This is a genomic window from Candidatus Paceibacterota bacterium, assembly GCA_041666545.1.
In the GTDB taxonomy this organism is placed as follows: domain Bacteria; phylum Patescibacteriota; class Minisyncoccia; order Phycocordibacterales; family JBAYGS01; genus JBAYGS01.
In genome coordinates this window covers 146,704-161,557 of record JBAYGS010000001.1, presented here as the reverse complement: position 1 = coordinate 161,557, position 14,854 = coordinate 146,704, and the positions used below count along the sequence as shown (strand labels likewise).

Sequence of the window (14,854 nt, the reverse complement as noted above, 5' to 3'; positions counted from 1 at the left end):
CTACGGGCGTTCCTTAAACTGCGCAATCCAAAAAATCGCACAAACTGTGGTCAAACTGTGTATTGCTTTTTGTCTTGACCTCTGCGGTCTGGGTGCTACTATTTGCGAAGAACAGTCCACGAAAGAGAGACCAAAATGAGCTCACAACCCAAAAGGCGGTTAACTGGTAGGACAGCCAAACCTAAACGTGGTTTTGCGGTCTCGAGCGAGGCCTTACGAGAACAGGCCGATTGGCAGGCGTTGAGTCTGGAACTTCGCAAGGTTCGTCACGCCGGTCACAAGCTGCCAAGAAAGCCTGATCCTTTGGAGGTTCTCTAGAAGCGAGTAAGTTAAGGGCCGATCTAGCGATTGGCCTTTTTAATTTCCTGGCCGGATTTGGAGTCCAAAACTTCGAAACCTTGATCCTCGATTTGCTTGCGCAATTGATCCGCCAAACTCCAGTCGGATTTCTCCCGCGCGGCTTGTCTCTCTGTGACAAGCTCCGCTATAGCTGTCGGGATCTCAAAAGTTTCAACTCTATCTAAAGTGAGCCCAAAAACTCGATCAAAATCAAGCAAGGTGGCCTTTTTATCCGGTGCAGAAATTTTGTCATCTTTAACTAATTCCCAAGCCAGGGCCAGAGCTTTTGGCAGGTCTAAATCGTCAGAAATAAATTCGTTGAATTGTTTTTGGTAATTCGGTTCAATTTTTCCGGCAGATTTGATCCCGGAGACAAAATTTCGTAAACGGCCGAGAGCAACTTCGGAGGCTGTTACGACCGGCACAGAAAAATTTAGCGGACTTCGATAGTGAGTGGTAAGCAGCAGATAGCGGTAGGCGAGGGGACTGGTCCTGAGCTTGAGGAGCGAATCGATAGTTAAAAAATTATCTTCTGACTTGGCCATCTTTTCGCCGGCAGCCAAGGTGAGAAAAGCGCTGTGCAACCAAAAGTTAGCGAGTGGTTTGTCATTAGCCGCTTCGCTTTGAGCAATTTCGTTATTGTGGTGAACCGGAATGTGGTCGATGCCGCCGGTGTGAATGTCAAAAGGTTGCCCCAAATATTTTTCCGACATGGCGGAGCACTCGATGTGCCAACCGGGGAAGCCTTTGCCCCAAGGACTTTCCCACCCGATTTGGCCATCGAATTTCCAGAGGGTGAAGTCGCGTTGGTCCTGCTTTTCCAGATTGGCGGAAATTCGCGCCTGCTTATTTTCCTGATTTAAGCCACCCAGCTTTCCGTAAGTTGGCAGTTTGCCGACAGCAAAATAAATTCCATCGGAGGTTTTATAAGTGAAGCCCTTAGTCTCCAATTTTTTGATGACCTCAATATCGTCATTAATGTGCTCGCTGGCTTTTGGCAGATAGTCGGGAGTGAGAATGTTCAAAGCTCTGAGGTCAGAGACGAAGGCTTGGGTGTAAAAATTGGCCAATTCAGCCATAGCCTCCAAGGTCAGAGGCTTGCCTTCGCGTTTCAGGGCTTTAGTCATCTTATCCTCGCCGGAGTCGGCGTCACTTACAAGCTGGCCGACATCGGTGATGTTCACGACTTGTTTAACCTTGAAATTTTCATATTCGAAAACTCGCCTCAGCAAATCGGCAAAAACATAAGCGCGTAAGTTGCCCAGGTGCGCATAGTTGTAGACCGTCGGTCCGCAGTGATACATCGAAACTTCACCTGCTTTTATCGGGGCGAAATTTTCCTTTTGCTTGGTCAGAGTGTTGTAGAGTTGAATCATGAATTATGGGTTATGAATTAAGTGAGGAATTTGAATTCATAATTTCCAATTCCTAATTCTGGCGCGCCTCGCGCCTACAGCCAGCGTTTCCGCTTGAAGGCCAGGAAAATAATTATGCCGATTATTGCCATCGTGCCGGAGATAATCCAGAAGTCATTTTTCACGCCAACGAAGGGCCAAAAGGAGGTGTTCATGCTGTAGAGCGAAGAAATGAACGATAAAGGCAAGATGATGAAGGCCATGACCGTGAGGGTTGTCATAATTTCATTTTGCTTTGTAGAAAGAAGGGAATTGTTCGTCTCGCGCAATTCGGCCAAAGCCTCGATGTGGCTTTTGATAATCTTGTCGACTTTGAAATATTCACTGCTGATTGCTTGAAGATAGTGCTCAAATTCGCCAGCGAAAAATATTTTACCGGCTGCTTCGAAGGATTGAAGAATGTCGTTATGGAGTGAAATCGTGGTTTTGAAATTCAGCAAATTTCGGCTGATTTTGGAAAGAGCGAAAACCATGGCGCGCTCTTCGCCGGCAAAAATCTGGGTCTCGATTTCTTTGAGCGAGTCTTCAATCGCCTCCAACTCATTGGTGCTGGCGCGATAGATGCTTTTCATCATGTGATAGAAAATGAAGCCGGCATGGTCGCCAATATGACTTTTGTCGAGAATGCTGTTGACCTCGAAAATTTTTGCAAATTCATGGAGAGGGTCGACTGTGTCGTAGTGCGAGGTGATAATGACATCTTTGCCGATGACGAAATCAATTTCCTGGTTGGCGCCGGCAGTTTTCTGGTGACTGTGCTTCAGGGCGGGGAAGTGGAGAATTAGATAAATGAAATCCTTATAGAGATCAACCTTTTGCTTGAGGCTGGGATTGATCAATTCATCGGCGATTAGGGGGTGAATCCGGTACTCTTCCATAATCGAACGAATTTCATCCTTGGTCGGAGACTCCAAGTCAATCCATTTGAGTTTTTTGTAGGTGTAGATATTAATCATGGGAATATTATATCATCCCGTTAAGGTTAGGCTATGTCCGATTGAAGTTGGCTGCAGATTTCTTGACATTGTTTCAGTGTCGAAGTAATATGGTCGCTATGAATAATACGAGTCACAAGAGTTTGCTCTCGGGTCTCTTGCTCCTCCCTACGGTGGAGAGTTTGCTCGTATTCAAAATCTAGTTAATGTAGACAAGGAGAATTAAGGTAGATTGTGAACACAAGTCAGCTCTTCACCCGAAGACGCTGATTTTTGTCTAGACTAGAGTCTCGATAAAAAGTGGGGGGCTGTTCCTTGAAAAACAACATAATTGTATCCGAAACCACTCCTTGTTATGAAAATTAAACCTGGCAAGTACGCGTCTTTTCCTGTTATTGTCTTACCTGACCGCAAGTGGCCGTCCCGAGTTTTGACACGGGCGCCAATCTGGGCGAGTGTAGATCTGCGCGATGGCAATCAAGCTCTTCCGGTGCCGATGAATGTCGCCCAGAAACTGGCGATGTTTCAGTTACTCGTTAGGCTTGGTTTCAAAGAAATTGAAATCGGTTTTCCATCTGCTTCGAACACCGAGTATCGCTTCACGCGGCTTCTAATCGAAGGCGGACATATCCCCGATGATGTGACCATTCAGGTGTTGGTTCAGGCCCGCGAAGATTTGATTGACGCCACTTTCAAAGCGCTCGTTGGGGCCAAGCGGGTTATCATTCATCTGTATAACTCAACTTCTCCGGCGCAGCGCCGGGTTGTTTTCTGCAAGTCCAAGGCCGAAATCAAGGCGCTTGCTGTCTATGGCGCAGAACTGATAAAAAATCGGTTGGGGTTGCTTGTTGGGACCCAGGTGACGCTCCAGTATTCTCCTGAAAGTTTTTCAGCCACTGAAGTTGAATTCTCAAAAGAAATTGCTGAGGCGGTCATGGATGTTTGGCAGCCGACACCGGAGCGGAAGATGATTCTAAACCTACCGTCGACCGTCGAGGTTGCGATGCCGAATGTTTACGCCGACCAGATTGAGTGGATGTGCACAAATATTAAATGGCGCGAGTCTTTGATTATCAGTTTGCACACACATAATGATCGGGGTACGGGTATTGCCGCTACCGAGTTGGGATTGTTGGCAGGCGCCGACAGAGTCGAGGGTACGCTTTTCGGAAATGGCGAGCGGACGGGCAATTTGGACATTGTGGTCTTGGCCTTAAACCTCTTGATGCACGGCATCGACCCTGGTTTGGACTTCAGTGAACTTGGCGCGATTCGCCAGGTTTGCGAACAGTGTACGGGCATGCTTGTCCCGCCTCGTCAGCCATTTTCGGGTGAGCTGGTACTTACGGCTTTCAGTGGCTCTCATCAGGACGCCATCAAAAAGGCCCTGGCGGAGCGCGAAGCGGATGGTCGAATAGTTTGGGATGTTCCGTATTTACCGATTGATCCGCAAGATATCGGTCGGCAATATCGGGAAGTCATTCGGGTTAATAGTCAATCCGGCAAAGGCGGGGTTGCCTACCTCTTGGAAAAAGAATTCGGCATACTTTTGCCGAAGGAAATGCAGAGGGAGTTTGGACCCATCGCAAATGACCAAGTAGATTCTCTGGGGCGCGAAGTGACGCCGACCGAATTGAGAGAGATGTTTTATAAGGAATACATTGCACTCGATTATCCCTGGTCGCTCGTTAAGTTTAAATCGACAGGTGACGGCGAATGCGTCTGCAACGCCGAAATTCTTCACGACTACAAAGTGGAGTGGGTTACCGGTGCTGGCAACGGTCCCATCTCGGCCTTTGTTCAAGCTCTGCTAACTCAAGCCCTGGCGGATTATTTTACTGTTGTCTCTTACCACGAACATTCTCTGGGTGTCGGCGAGAGTGCCGAGGCCATTGCCTATGTTCAGATTGAAAATTCCAAAGGTTGGCGTTGCTGGGGAGCAGGTACGGATACCAACAGCGAAAACGCTTCGATTAGGGCGATTTTAAGTGCCTTGAATCGACTTGATCTAAAAATTCGCAAGGCTCAAGGTCTGCCGTCCTCAGAATAGTTATAGTTCTTGTTAAAGCCAAACCGTTGCGACTGAAGTCGTGGCGGTTTTTTTATGTGGCTTTCAAGTGTTCGTAAAGCTTGCTCCTGGCGACTAGCTTTGAGATAATGGAGCCCATGCGAAACTGGCAAAAAATTGTTGTTGCTTTAGTTGTAATCGGGGCATTAGGGATTTCCTTTGCCTCCGGAGTTTACCTTGGACGGGAAAATCAGCCGGCAATTTCACAAATTAATTCAGTTATTAACAAAGAGGCTTCAGCTTCGGTGGAGGCTGTCGACTTCGCTCCTTTTTGGGAAGCCTGGAAAACTATCGATGATAAATTTGTGCCGACGGGTAAAGCGGCTACGACTACCAGCAATCAAAAGCGGGTTTGGGGTGCAATTCAGGGCTTGGCCTCCTCTTTGGGCGATCCTTATACGGTTTTTTTCCCGCCGGATGACGCGAAAATTTTCGAAAGCGAAATTAACGGTAATTTCTCTGGCGTTGGTATGGAAGTTGGAATTCGCGAGGGAGTCCTGGTGGTAGTTTCGCCACTTAAAGGTAGCCCTGCCGAGCGGGCCGGACTAAAACCGGGCGATAAAATCATTAAAATTGACAATCAACTATCATCGGATTTTCCGGTTGAGAAGGCAGTTAAACTTATTCGCGGTAAAGAAGGTACGGTCGTAAAGTTGACGGTTTTGAGAAATGGCGACGGCGGTCCCAAGGAGTTCTCAATTACTCGCGAGACCATCAACATCCCAACTGTCGATACCGAAGTCAGAAGTACTCTCTCGGTTGATGCGCAAGGCAACGGCACTCTCGCAAATGGCGTTTTTGTTCTGCGACTCTACAATTTTTCGGTTAATTCGGCCGATTTGTTCCGCCAATCACTTCGTGAGTTCGCCCTCTCCGGTACCAACAAACTGGTTCTTGATTTGCGTGGCAATCCCGGCGGCTACCTGGAGGCGGCGGTAGATATGGCGAGCTGGTTTTTACCGGTTGGTAAGGTGGTAGTAAGCGAAGATTTCGGCAAAAAGCAGGAACCGCTAATTTATCGCAGTAAAGGCTACAATGTCTTTAATGATAATCTGAAAATGACAATTTTGATTGATGGCGGTTCGGCTTCAGCCGCCGAGATTTTGGCGGGGGCGCTAAAAGAGCATGGAGTCGCCAAATTGGTGGGCGAGCAAACTTTTGGTAAGGGGTCAGTTCAGGAATTGATAAAATTGACTCCAGACACCTCGTTTAAGGTCACGATTGCCAGGTGGCTGACTCCAAACGGCAAATCAATTTCCGAAAATGGCTTGATACCGGATGTGGCGGTCAAGCCGACCGAGAAGGATGTGAAGGCCGGCAAGGATGTGCAGTTGGATAAAGCGATTGAATTATTAAACAATTAATAGAGTTATCAGCAGTTAATTTAAAAAAATGAAAGTCATCTTAATGAAGGATGTGCCGAAAGTCGGAAAGAAGTTTGAGGTCAAAACAGTTGCCGATGGTTTTGCAATTAATTCGCTCATTCCACAGCAGTTGGCAGAGGCCGCTACTCCCAAGGCACTTGCGCGTCTGGCGACAATGAAGGCCGAGAGTGAGACTGAAAAAAAGATTCAGGAGAATTTGCTTCTCAAAGACTTGAATTCAATTAAAGGTCAGACAATCAAAATTGAGGAGAAGGCCAACGAGAAAGGTCACTTGTTTGCTCAGGTTCACAAGGTGGAGATTGTAAAAATTCTCAAAGATAACTTGCAGGTCGACTTTTTGCCGGAGAATGTGATGCTGGATAAGCCAATTAAGGAAGTCGGAAAATTTAAATTGGTAATTGCGGTTGGTGATAAGAAAGCGGAGTTTAGTCTTGAAGTGTCACCGAAGAATTAAGTTCAGAAAACAAAAAACTCCCCTAGGGGAGTTTTTTGTTTATACCTAGTTTACATTTACTACTCGCTTAGTGACAACATCAGAGTTAAATTTGGTTTGGCGCTTGGTACCAAAAGAAACTGTGCCATCCTTAAGAGCGAAGAGGGTGTGATCTTTGCCGACGCCGACATTTTTACCGGCCAAAGTGTCTCGGCCCTTTTGTCGAATAATGATCGAGCCGATTTTAGCTCTTTCGCCAGCATAAAGCTTCACGCCCAAGAAGCGTGGATTTGAATCGCGACCATTTTTAGTTGAACCGGCGGCTTTTTTATGTGCCATGGGGAAGTTGGTAGTGAGTAGTTTGTAGTGAGTGGTAAGGAAAAAGACTACAAATAATCACTAAATTACTGATATAATAACCAGGTGAGTATAAAGGAAATGGCTTTAAAAATCAAGGGGGTGGGGGAAAGGCGGGAAATCTTCATCTCGCTTCTTATTATTCTGGTGGCTTTTGGCAGTTTTGGGCTTGGTCGGCTCTCTAAAATCTACGATACTCGGCCAGAGGTTAAGGTCAGGCTAAGTGACGGTACGGAGGCAGTTCCAGAGGCTGATTTGAGTGGCAAAGTTTCGGTCAAAGCGTCAAATCTGGCGGCCGTTTCAGTTGCCGAAGGCTCCGGAAAAGTGGTAGCATCTAAGTCTGGCACTAAATATCACTTTCCGTGGTGCGCCGGGGCCAGTCAGATTAGTGAGGCCAATAAAATTTGGTTTGACTCGGTGGCAGCCGCCGAGGAGGCCGGGTACAGTAAGGCGGCAAATTGTAAGGGACTCTAACTAGCCCCGACGCTTTGTCTGACAAAGGTCGGGGTCCCGACTTCTGACGTCGGGATTGGTAGTTAAGAAAATAAGGAGGAGAAGAAAGAAACGGGATGTAGTATAACGGTAGTATGTACGATTCGGGTTCGTACGATCCGGGTTCAAATCCCGGCATCCCGACAAGCGGAGCGAAGCGGAGACTTTCGGGATGAGTGAGCAAACTGCTTTGCTCACATCCGGGATGTGAAAGGCTTTTCCTTATCGAGTCTGCGAGATGGAAAAGCACCTGGCTATGTAGTAGCCAAATCCCGGCATCCCGACAAGTCGAACGAAGTGAGAATTGGCGGGATGAGCATGTGCTGGGGAGCACATGCGCCCGGGATTTGAAGCCCTGTTGAGTATAAATTTGAGTCCGTTGCGGGCGAAAAATTTATCCAACAGGGGTACTGAAACTGTAAGTTTCAAATCCTGGCGCACTTTCTCCCTAACCCATAGGCTCTGATCCTGTAAGGATCAAATATCCCGGCATCCCGCAGTTGAATTGTTACAGTGAATTAAATTTATGTTTTCTAGACCAGATAATTTTGAAGCGATGCTTGGTGGTAGCCATGTCAATTTTAGGAAGCGTGAGAGGTCACCACTTTCCGAGCAAGAAAATGAGCTTAGATTGGAGAATGAACGGAGACTGCAGGAGGGGATTGTAATCTTGCGGAAATTTAGAACGCAAGCACTGGCAGATCAGGATTTTGCCGAGTGCCAGAGTCATCTAAGAAAAGCGCATCAATTCTCTAGCAGAATGGCCGATGTAATTCTTGATCAAGCAATTAGCGAAAAGCCAACATCGGTTAACCCTGATTTTTTGGAGACATTGCGGAAAATGCGGGATGATTATCAGGACACAGGCGCAGGCTCGGCACATGATCTTCCTCCCCAATTTTCGATAGGTAATCTGTTTAGGGCGGTAGACGATATGCTGGTCAGGGTTGAAGAAAAGTGTCAATCATTGAAAAACCCGAATCACAGATTGACGGAGGAGGAAACACGGTATGTGTTGCAAGAGTTTCTGTTGGGTACAAATGATCTTAGTGTGAATGCAATAAAGAAGTTTTTTCTTAAAAATACAAAGATTGGTGGAATTTTGAGCGGCGGAAGTGTTTATGTTGAGGTTGTTAAAAAACTAGTCGAAAGATATTCTGACCAGGCTCTCACTGTAAATACTTTTGCAATTGCTGTCGATAAGGAAAAGAAAAAAGCAGTTTTTGAATCTGATGACGCCGATGATACTATGCAAACAGTCGTAGTTGTTGATGATATGATTGATAAGGGTGGTACGATACTGACCGCCCTTTGGGCTGTCGGCGAACAGTTTCCAAATGCTACAATTTATTCAGGAAAGGGCACTGACCAACCTGGTGGTTTTGAAGAGCGTCGGATTCGGAAGCACATGACCCACCTTAGTGTGCTATTTCAGGATTTTGCCGACTTTTCCGAGGCGGGCAGGAATGATGAGGCACTTATGCTTTTTGAACAAGCAGAACAATATGCCAAGAGTAATGGAGTGCTTTTGCAAAACGGCTGGTATAAGCGGAAAGAGCGGATTGAAAAACTAACTGGTAAGGGCGGAGGACAAAAGTGATTGTTCAAATGGTTTAGACTCACCAGAGATTTCCTTATTGAATGAAAAAGAATTTCAAAAAAATTGCTTGGCAGGTTGTGGCGATCGGCCTCATTTTGGTCGGTGCTGCGGGGCTTCTTTTGCCGTTTCTTCAGGGGATAATTTTTATTTTGCTTGGTCTATTTATTTTATCCCTAGTTTCTGACCCTTTTAAGACTCGGTGGCATAACTGGCGAAAAAAATTTTCTGGTCTCCACGCAAGGATCTCAATTATTGAGGAGAAAATCGAAAAGAAAATTGGTCACTGGTTCCATGATTAGATTTTGTCTTCTTTGATTCTTATACCGCATACCTTATACTTAATACCATATACTCTTAAAATGATTGTCGTTGATGTTGAAACATCAGGTTTAAATCCGGACAAGCACTCACTTCTCTCAATTGGGGCAGTCGATTTTAGTAATTCAAAAAGGCAATTTTATGAAGAATGTCGGATTTGGGACGGTGCCCATATTGATGGCGAGGCTCTGGCGGTTAACGGTTTTACTAAAGAGCAGATTGTTGATCCAAAGAAGAAATCTGAGGCCGAGATCGTGAAGGACTTTCTGGATTGGGCGCAAGCTTCCGAAGAGTACACGGTAGCGGGGGAGAACCCGTCGCTTGATGTGGCTTTTATTGTGGCGGGGGCTAGGAGAGCTCATATGACCGCGCCACTGCATCATCGTACAATCGATTTGCACTCAATTTGCCTCGCCGACATGATTAAAAGGGGAATCAGGCTTCCAATTAAGGACAAAAAGACAGATTTGAATTCGGATAAAATAATGGCTTATATCGGAATTCCGGCCGAGCCGAAACCCCACATCGGAATCAATGGGGCGAAGTGGGAGGCAGAGGCCCTTTCCAGATTGCTATATAACAGGCCGTTTTTCGAAGACTTTGGACAATATCCAATCCCATGGCTCAAAAACGGCCAATCCTAGCCGTTTTTATCCAAAGACTTCGGCCGGCTGTCAAGTAAAAAATGGCTTCATTAAGCCATTTTTTGGCATTTGACACAAGGTTCTGACCGTTGTTTAGTATTGACAAGTGCCCACGAATATGCTAAACTATTGCAAATAGAGCTTCGGCTCTGTTTTTGTTTCTCTAAAACGAAACAAGGTGAGATTTCCTCGAATATTTGTGGCTTTACTACAAACTACTAACCACTCACTATAAACTAAAATATATGATTGAACTTGCAACCACTTTGACACTTTTAGTCTCAACTTTGTACGGCAGTCCGGTCGCTTCGGCCGAGGGGATTGCTTCGGTAAGCTCTGAACCGCAGGCGATTGTAAGCCCGATTACTTTGGAGGATCATGTGAAGGAATACTTCAAAGATGCTCCGATTATGGCCGAGATCGCCAAGTGCGAATCGACTTATCGGCAACTTACTAAAGATGGCAGGATTCTCCGTGGCGAGGTCAACCGAGCCGATGTGGGCGTGATGCAGATTAATGAGTTCTATCATGCCAAGCAGGCCAAAGAAATGGGCTTTGACATCAAAACTCTTGACGGCAACCTGGCCTATGCCAAGTGGCTCTATGAGAAAGAAGGTACCAGGCCTTGGGCTTCGTCTAAACCATGTTGGAAACAGTCGGTAGCCGCTTCGGCTCCGCTCATCGCGAAACTAAACTAAGTCAATTAAAAGAAATCCAGTTTTCCAGTCATACAATTTACTCGCGGTCGTGAGTAAATTGTATGACTGGAATATGGATAAGGAAAACAAAAACCTCCGCCACTCGCGGAGGTTTTTGTTTTCTGGTAGGGTTATTTAAGGAGAAGTTCTTATGAATCGAGAAAAAGTTCACCCGGTTGAAGTTCCCGGTCGCGCACTTGAATCAAACAGTATTCTCGGTGAAGCCATTGGTCGGCTCAGATATGATCAACAGCCTTTGATTCTCGAGGCCCTGGCCAAAGAGCTCGGCCGACAGTCCAAAGGTGATAGAAAGCGAGGTCGCATTAAGCTTTCGGCCTTGCTCGCCAGAGCTCAAACTGAGACCTTGGCCCTAAAGAAAACCTTTGGTGAAATCCTGAAGTTGTGCCGGCCCTACATGAGTAGGGAATTTGAGATTTGGCCGGAAGCCAAAAAAATTCGCCGACGGCGGTGAGCCATAACACCGATCGATTACTTTTTAACCCCTTAACGAATTTATTTGTTGAGGGGTTTTAATTATTCCGGAAATACAATGTATCAAAAGAAAAAGGAGACCTCCAGATTGAAGATCTCCTCATTGAACGCGCTCGCAGTTGGCTTTAAGGTACTCGTAGAGCCGCATGCCAGTGCTCTCGTGGTCTGGGCTCTGTGGTGGGTTCGGAAGATCTGTCAGAATGACGAATGTGGTCTTAATGTTCCGTTCGTCATCCTGCCAGTGAACCTGCACCTGGTCACCTGGCTTTACTCTATACCAATCACGAGTATAGCTAGAGCGGGCATGGCGACGAGCAGTGTTGTCGTCCATTAGGCCCATCGCGCGAGCTTCCGATTCTGCGATAGGTGATCCATTGCATTGGACATCGAAAATGAAGTCGGATAGTCCGATATAGCTTCCGAGCAAGATAATAGTACTCACAGCTAGATTCCTTTCTTGAGCAATTATAGCATATCAACCTCTCACTGTCAATTATTGGGGGAGGGGGGTCAAAAGGTGGACACGCATCGTCTCGCTTTAGATTATGTGTCGCACAATATATCTTTTGTACATTAATAAATCCCTGAACCGGATTTGTACATATTACAAAAACGAAAACCGAGGCCTAGTTGGCCCCGGCAGTATTTAATAGATCGACATTTGGTCCTGAAGTATTGAGCTGTGGCTGCTCGCCATTCTTGATGTGGCCAAGCGCTCCGGTAAAACTCTCCCAGAGTATTCCGATAAAGATATTGTTCCAAAAATAAGTGACCGGCTGTGATAAGTAGTTATTCCACACATTGGTGACGATACCCCAGACATAGCCTAAGTTATTTTGGGCTAGCGGTGACTCAACTATGCCCTTGATATCAATATGAAAGTAGCTTAAGACCAGAATTGCAACCAGAACGATGAGAACGGTTCTAACTAGACCTCGATTCCTGGGAAAATTGAATATATTCATTGAGTGTAATTATACAAAATAAAAGCCACTAAAAACAAGCCTACAAGTAGGATAACGGATTCAGGTATGCTTTCGGGTCAGCAATCGGAACGATTGCGTTTTTGCAGTTGAGGCTGTTCTCGTACTTGACAATTCTTATACCCTGTGTTGCATAGACACCAAAGTGTAAGTGGGGTCCGGTCGCATAGCCGGTACTGCCACTATAGCCAATAATATCTCCGGTATTCACGGTTTGTCCCTGTCTTACTGAAATTACCGAAAGATGGGCGTAGAGAGTAGAGAGACCGTCGTTGTGGTCAATCATGACCCAGCGACCATACGAGTAGCAACCTTTAATCAAGTCGGTATCCCCTACTCCGGTGATTTTTCCGGCGCCGGCAGCCTTGATGGCTGTGCCGATTGAGGCGCGGAAATCTATGCCGGTGTGGCCTTTACCGTTATAGACTTGAGGATTCTTTGAAGCAAAATCAGTGTTGCCGAAATATTGAGTGATTAAGACCTTGTCGACTGGCCACTTAAGTACTCCAGTCCCGACTGAGGGTAATTTTGAAGGGTCGATCGCAATTTGCAACTGCGACTCAAAGGCAAACAACTCGGCCTCGAAAGCGGACTTTTTTGCCAGTTTATCCTTTAGGATGCGCTGATATTCGGACTCCTGATTTTTGGTGGCAATTAGCAAATTATTTTGGGCAGCCTTGTTCTGGTTTACAACCTGCTTTTGACCGGAGAGATTGTTTTTGAGCTTGCCGAGTTTGTCCTTTTCGGCTTCCTGGGATTTCCTTTTGGATTCAAGGTCGGCCTTGGTGGCGATCAACTGATTGATTTTTTCACGCACACTTTCTTGCAGTCGGTTTGAGGCTTCGATATCGTTCCAGACTTCACTGAAGCTGTTGTAAATAAGAGCCGCCTCAACCATTGATTGGCCCTCACTGCGGTCGACTTCCCGTAAGATTTTTGCCACCGCCTCGGTATTGGTCTCAATGCTCGCTTGCTGTTTTTTAATCTCTAGTGTCAGCTGATTGATGGTATAGCCGGTAGCGGCAATTTGGGTTTCGGTCAGGGCGACATCGCGGTTTAGTTTGGTGATGGTTAGGTTTAGGGTCTTGATATAATTTTGCAGAGTCTTGGCCTTGTCACCGACTTCGTTGATTTGTTTCTGGTAAGTCTCAATTTCCTTTTCCAAATCTGAAATCGCCTGATTTTTTTCGGCAATTTTGGCCTTGAGATCGTCAATTTCGGCTCCCAGAGATGGCGAGGCCAGGAATCCAAAAACGGCAAGAATCGAAACTGAAATTAGAATTCTGGAAACAAGCGTCTTCATTTTGGCAGTTATTTCAGACTTAGAATTCGAACCGCTTCCTCCAGCCGTCTTACAGTCGCGGTTTTGCCAATCATGGCGGCAACACTAAAGGGGTCGGGTGATTTATCCAGGCCAGTCAAGCCAAAGCGCATTGGCCAGAGGACCGCCCCGCGCCCAGTTTTCTCGGCGTAATCCCAAACGGCAGTCCTTAGTCGGTCTTTATCTGCAAAATCGCTCTCGTCTATCGGCCGAATGAGACCAAGGATTTGCTCGAGGTTTTGAGCGGTTCTCGTGGCGTCACTCCCCTTCCAAATCAATTTTTCTCCGTCATATTTAGGGTCGGATTTTAAGTAATTAATCTCGCCTGAGGTGAGCATTTTTTTAATGTCATCCCAAACCTGGATTCGCTCGAAAATCGTCTCGAAAATCAACTTAATTTGGGCGGGGCTTTTACCTTCCAGAATTTCTGTCGGCAAATAGGTTGTTGGCTCGAAATCAGGTTTTCTAATTTCCAGTTTCAGGTACTCTTTGTTTAACCAGTTTAGCTTTTCGAGGTTGAAAATTGCCCCACCCTTGTTTACTTTCTCGAGCGCAAATTTTTCAATCAGCTCGCTTTTGGTAAAAATTTCCTTGGTGGCATCGGCGCCCCAGCCCAAAAGTGCCAGGAAGTTAAGCATGGCTTCCGGCAGGTAGCCGGCATTTTTAAAATAACTCAAGGAGACGCTCTCGCCATGTTTGCGCTTGGAAAGTTTGGATTTATCCGGAGCTAGAATTAAAGGAATGTGGGCATAAATTGGCTGAGGGGCGCCAATGGCCCTTTGGATCAAAATTTGCCTTGGTGTGTTTGAGATGTGGTCTTCACCTCGAATGACATGGGTGACGCCCATTTCGAAATCGTCGACTACCACCGCCAAATGGAAAATCGGTTCATCCAAGCTTTTGGCAATGACAAAATCCTTGAGCTCAGCAGTGTCAAAAGTAATTTCACCTCGGATTTCGTCGTTGAAGGTAATCTTCTCGCCCGGATTTCTAAAACGAATTACTTCGGCCCGGCCGCCTTCCTTGGGGGCTTCCTTGGAAATGTAGGCTGTTCCATCGGCAATCATTTTTTCCAGATAGCCACGGTAAATCGTGGTTCTTTCGGATTGGCGAACGACCTTGTCTTGATTGTCGAATTCCAGCCCGAGCCAGGCCAAGGAATCGAAAATTTCTTTCTCGTATTTGGCTTCCGATCGCTCCTTATCCGTGTCTTCAATTCGGATCTGAAAACGGCCCCGATTGTGCCTGGCAAAAAGGTAGTTAAAAAGCGCGGTCCGGGCACTGCCGATGTGAAAAAGTCCGGTTGGTGATGGTGCAAAACGAACAACTGGCTTCGTATTTGAAGTCTTAGTCATAAATCTATTATAGCAGAAA

The 14,854-nt window shown here is 46.3% G+C and carries 16 protein-coding genes and 1 tRNA gene; 11 read left to right on the top strand and 6 right to left on the bottom strand.

Going from position 1 to position 14,854, the window contains the following annotated elements:
• Positions 1–135 precede the first annotated feature (135 nt).
• On the top strand, positions 136–318 hold the full coding sequence (locus tag WCT25_00895; GenBank protein ID MFA6535969.1) for a hypothetical protein: 183 nt from the start codon (positions 136–138) through the stop codon (positions 316–318).
• A 23-nt stretch (positions 319–341) separates the two neighbouring features.
• Here WCT25_00895 and cysS read toward each other — a convergent pair whose 3' ends face one another.
• Positions 342–1,715, bottom strand: coding sequence for a cysteine--tRNA ligase (gene cysS / locus WCT25_00890; GenBank protein MFA6535968.1), 1,374 nt, complete (start codon positions 1,713–1,715; stop codon positions 342–344).
• A 74-nt stretch (positions 1,716–1,789) separates the two neighbouring features.
• Positions 1,790–2,710: a CorA family divalent cation transporter gene (locus WCT25_00885; protein MFA6535967.1), complete on the bottom strand. Its 921-nt coding sequence runs from the start codon at positions 2,708–2,710 to the stop codon at positions 1,790–1,792.
• Between the two features lie 334 nt (positions 2,711–3,044).
• Here WCT25_00885 and WCT25_00880 point away from each other — a divergent pair, with 334 nt between their 5' ends.
• The 3 genes from WCT25_00880 (at position 3,045) to rplI (ending at position 6,596) form a co-directional block, all read left to right on the top strand.
• On the top strand, positions 3,045–4,739 hold the full coding sequence (locus tag WCT25_00880; GenBank protein MFA6535966.1) for a 2-isopropylmalate synthase: 1,695 nt from the start codon (positions 3,045–3,047) through the stop codon (positions 4,737–4,739).
• 116 nt (positions 4,740–4,855) lie between these two features.
• Positions 4,856–6,121 (top strand): S41 family peptidase, encoded by a 1,266-nt coding sequence (locus tag WCT25_00875; protein ID MFA6535965.1) that lies wholly within the window; start codon positions 4,856–4,858, stop codon positions 6,119–6,121.
• A gap of 28 nt (positions 6,122–6,149) precedes the next feature.
• Positions 6,150–6,596, top strand: a complete 447-nt coding sequence (rplI, locus tag WCT25_00870; protein MFA6535964.1) for a 50S ribosomal protein L9 — start codon at positions 6,150–6,152, stop codon at positions 6,594–6,596.
• A gap of 45 nt (positions 6,597–6,641) precedes the next feature.
• Here the strand turns inward: rplI and rpmA are convergent, their stop codons facing one another.
• On the bottom strand, positions 6,642–6,914 hold the full coding sequence (rpmA, locus tag WCT25_00865; GenBank protein ID MFA6535963.1) for a 50S ribosomal protein L27: 273 nt from the start codon (positions 6,912–6,914) through the stop codon (positions 6,642–6,644).
• 99 nt (positions 6,915–7,013) lie between these two features.
• Between rpmA and WCT25_00860 the strand changes: the two genes are divergently transcribed.
• From WCT25_00860 to WCT25_00830, 7 genes are all read left to right on the top strand, one after another.
• Entirely contained in the window at positions 7,014–7,406 is a 393-nt protein-coding gene (locus WCT25_00860; protein MFA6535962.1) for a hypothetical protein, read from the top strand.
• Between the two features lie 91 nt (positions 7,407–7,497).
• Positions 7,498–7,568: transfer RNA gene (locus tag WCT25_00855), tRNA-Pro, on the top strand.
• 616 nt (positions 7,569–8,184) lie between these two features.
• Positions 8,185–9,024, top strand: a complete 840-nt coding sequence (locus WCT25_00850) for a phosphoribosyltransferase (protein MFA6535961.1) — start codon at positions 8,185–8,187, stop codon at positions 9,022–9,024.
• Between the two features lie 41 nt (positions 9,025–9,065).
• Complete coding sequence (locus tag WCT25_00845; GenBank protein MFA6535960.1) at positions 9,066–9,323, top strand: hypothetical protein; 258 nt, start codon at positions 9,066–9,068, stop codon at positions 9,321–9,323.
• A 60-nt stretch (positions 9,324–9,383) separates the two neighbouring features.
• Positions 9,384–9,986, top strand: a complete 603-nt coding sequence (locus WCT25_00840; GenBank protein ID MFA6535959.1) for an exonuclease domain-containing protein — start codon at positions 9,384–9,386, stop codon at positions 9,984–9,986.
• A 245-nt stretch (positions 9,987–10,231) separates the two neighbouring features.
• On the top strand, positions 10,232–10,684 hold the full coding sequence (locus WCT25_00835; GenBank protein MFA6535958.1) for a hypothetical protein: 453 nt from the start codon (positions 10,232–10,234) through the stop codon (positions 10,682–10,684).
• Positions 10,685–10,835: 151 nt separating this feature from the next.
• Positions 10,836–11,156 carry a hypothetical protein gene (locus WCT25_00830; protein ID MFA6535957.1) on the top strand — a complete coding sequence of 107 codons (321 nt, stop codon included), beginning with the start codon at positions 10,836–10,838 and terminating at the stop codon, positions 11,154–11,156.
• Between the two features lie 646 nt (positions 11,157–11,802).
• Here WCT25_00830 and WCT25_00825 read toward each other — a convergent pair.
• From WCT25_00825 to WCT25_00815, 3 genes are read right to left on the bottom strand one after another with little or no spacing between them, the layout of a single operon-like run.
• Positions 11,803–12,141 (bottom strand): hypothetical protein, encoded by a 339-nt coding sequence (locus WCT25_00825; protein MFA6535956.1) that lies wholly within the window; start codon positions 12,139–12,141, stop codon positions 11,803–11,805.
• Positions 12,142–12,181: 40 nt separating this feature from the next.
• On the bottom strand, positions 12,182–13,462 hold the full coding sequence (locus tag WCT25_00820) for a peptidoglycan DD-metalloendopeptidase family protein (GenBank protein ID MFA6535955.1): 1,281 nt from the start codon (positions 13,460–13,462) through the stop codon (positions 12,182–12,184).
• 8 nt (positions 13,463–13,470) lie between these two features.
• Positions 13,471–14,835, bottom strand: a complete 1,365-nt coding sequence (locus WCT25_00815; GenBank protein ID MFA6535954.1) for a glutamate--tRNA ligase family protein — start codon at positions 14,833–14,835, stop codon at positions 13,471–13,473.
• Between the last annotated feature and the right edge of the window lie 19 nt (positions 14,836–14,854).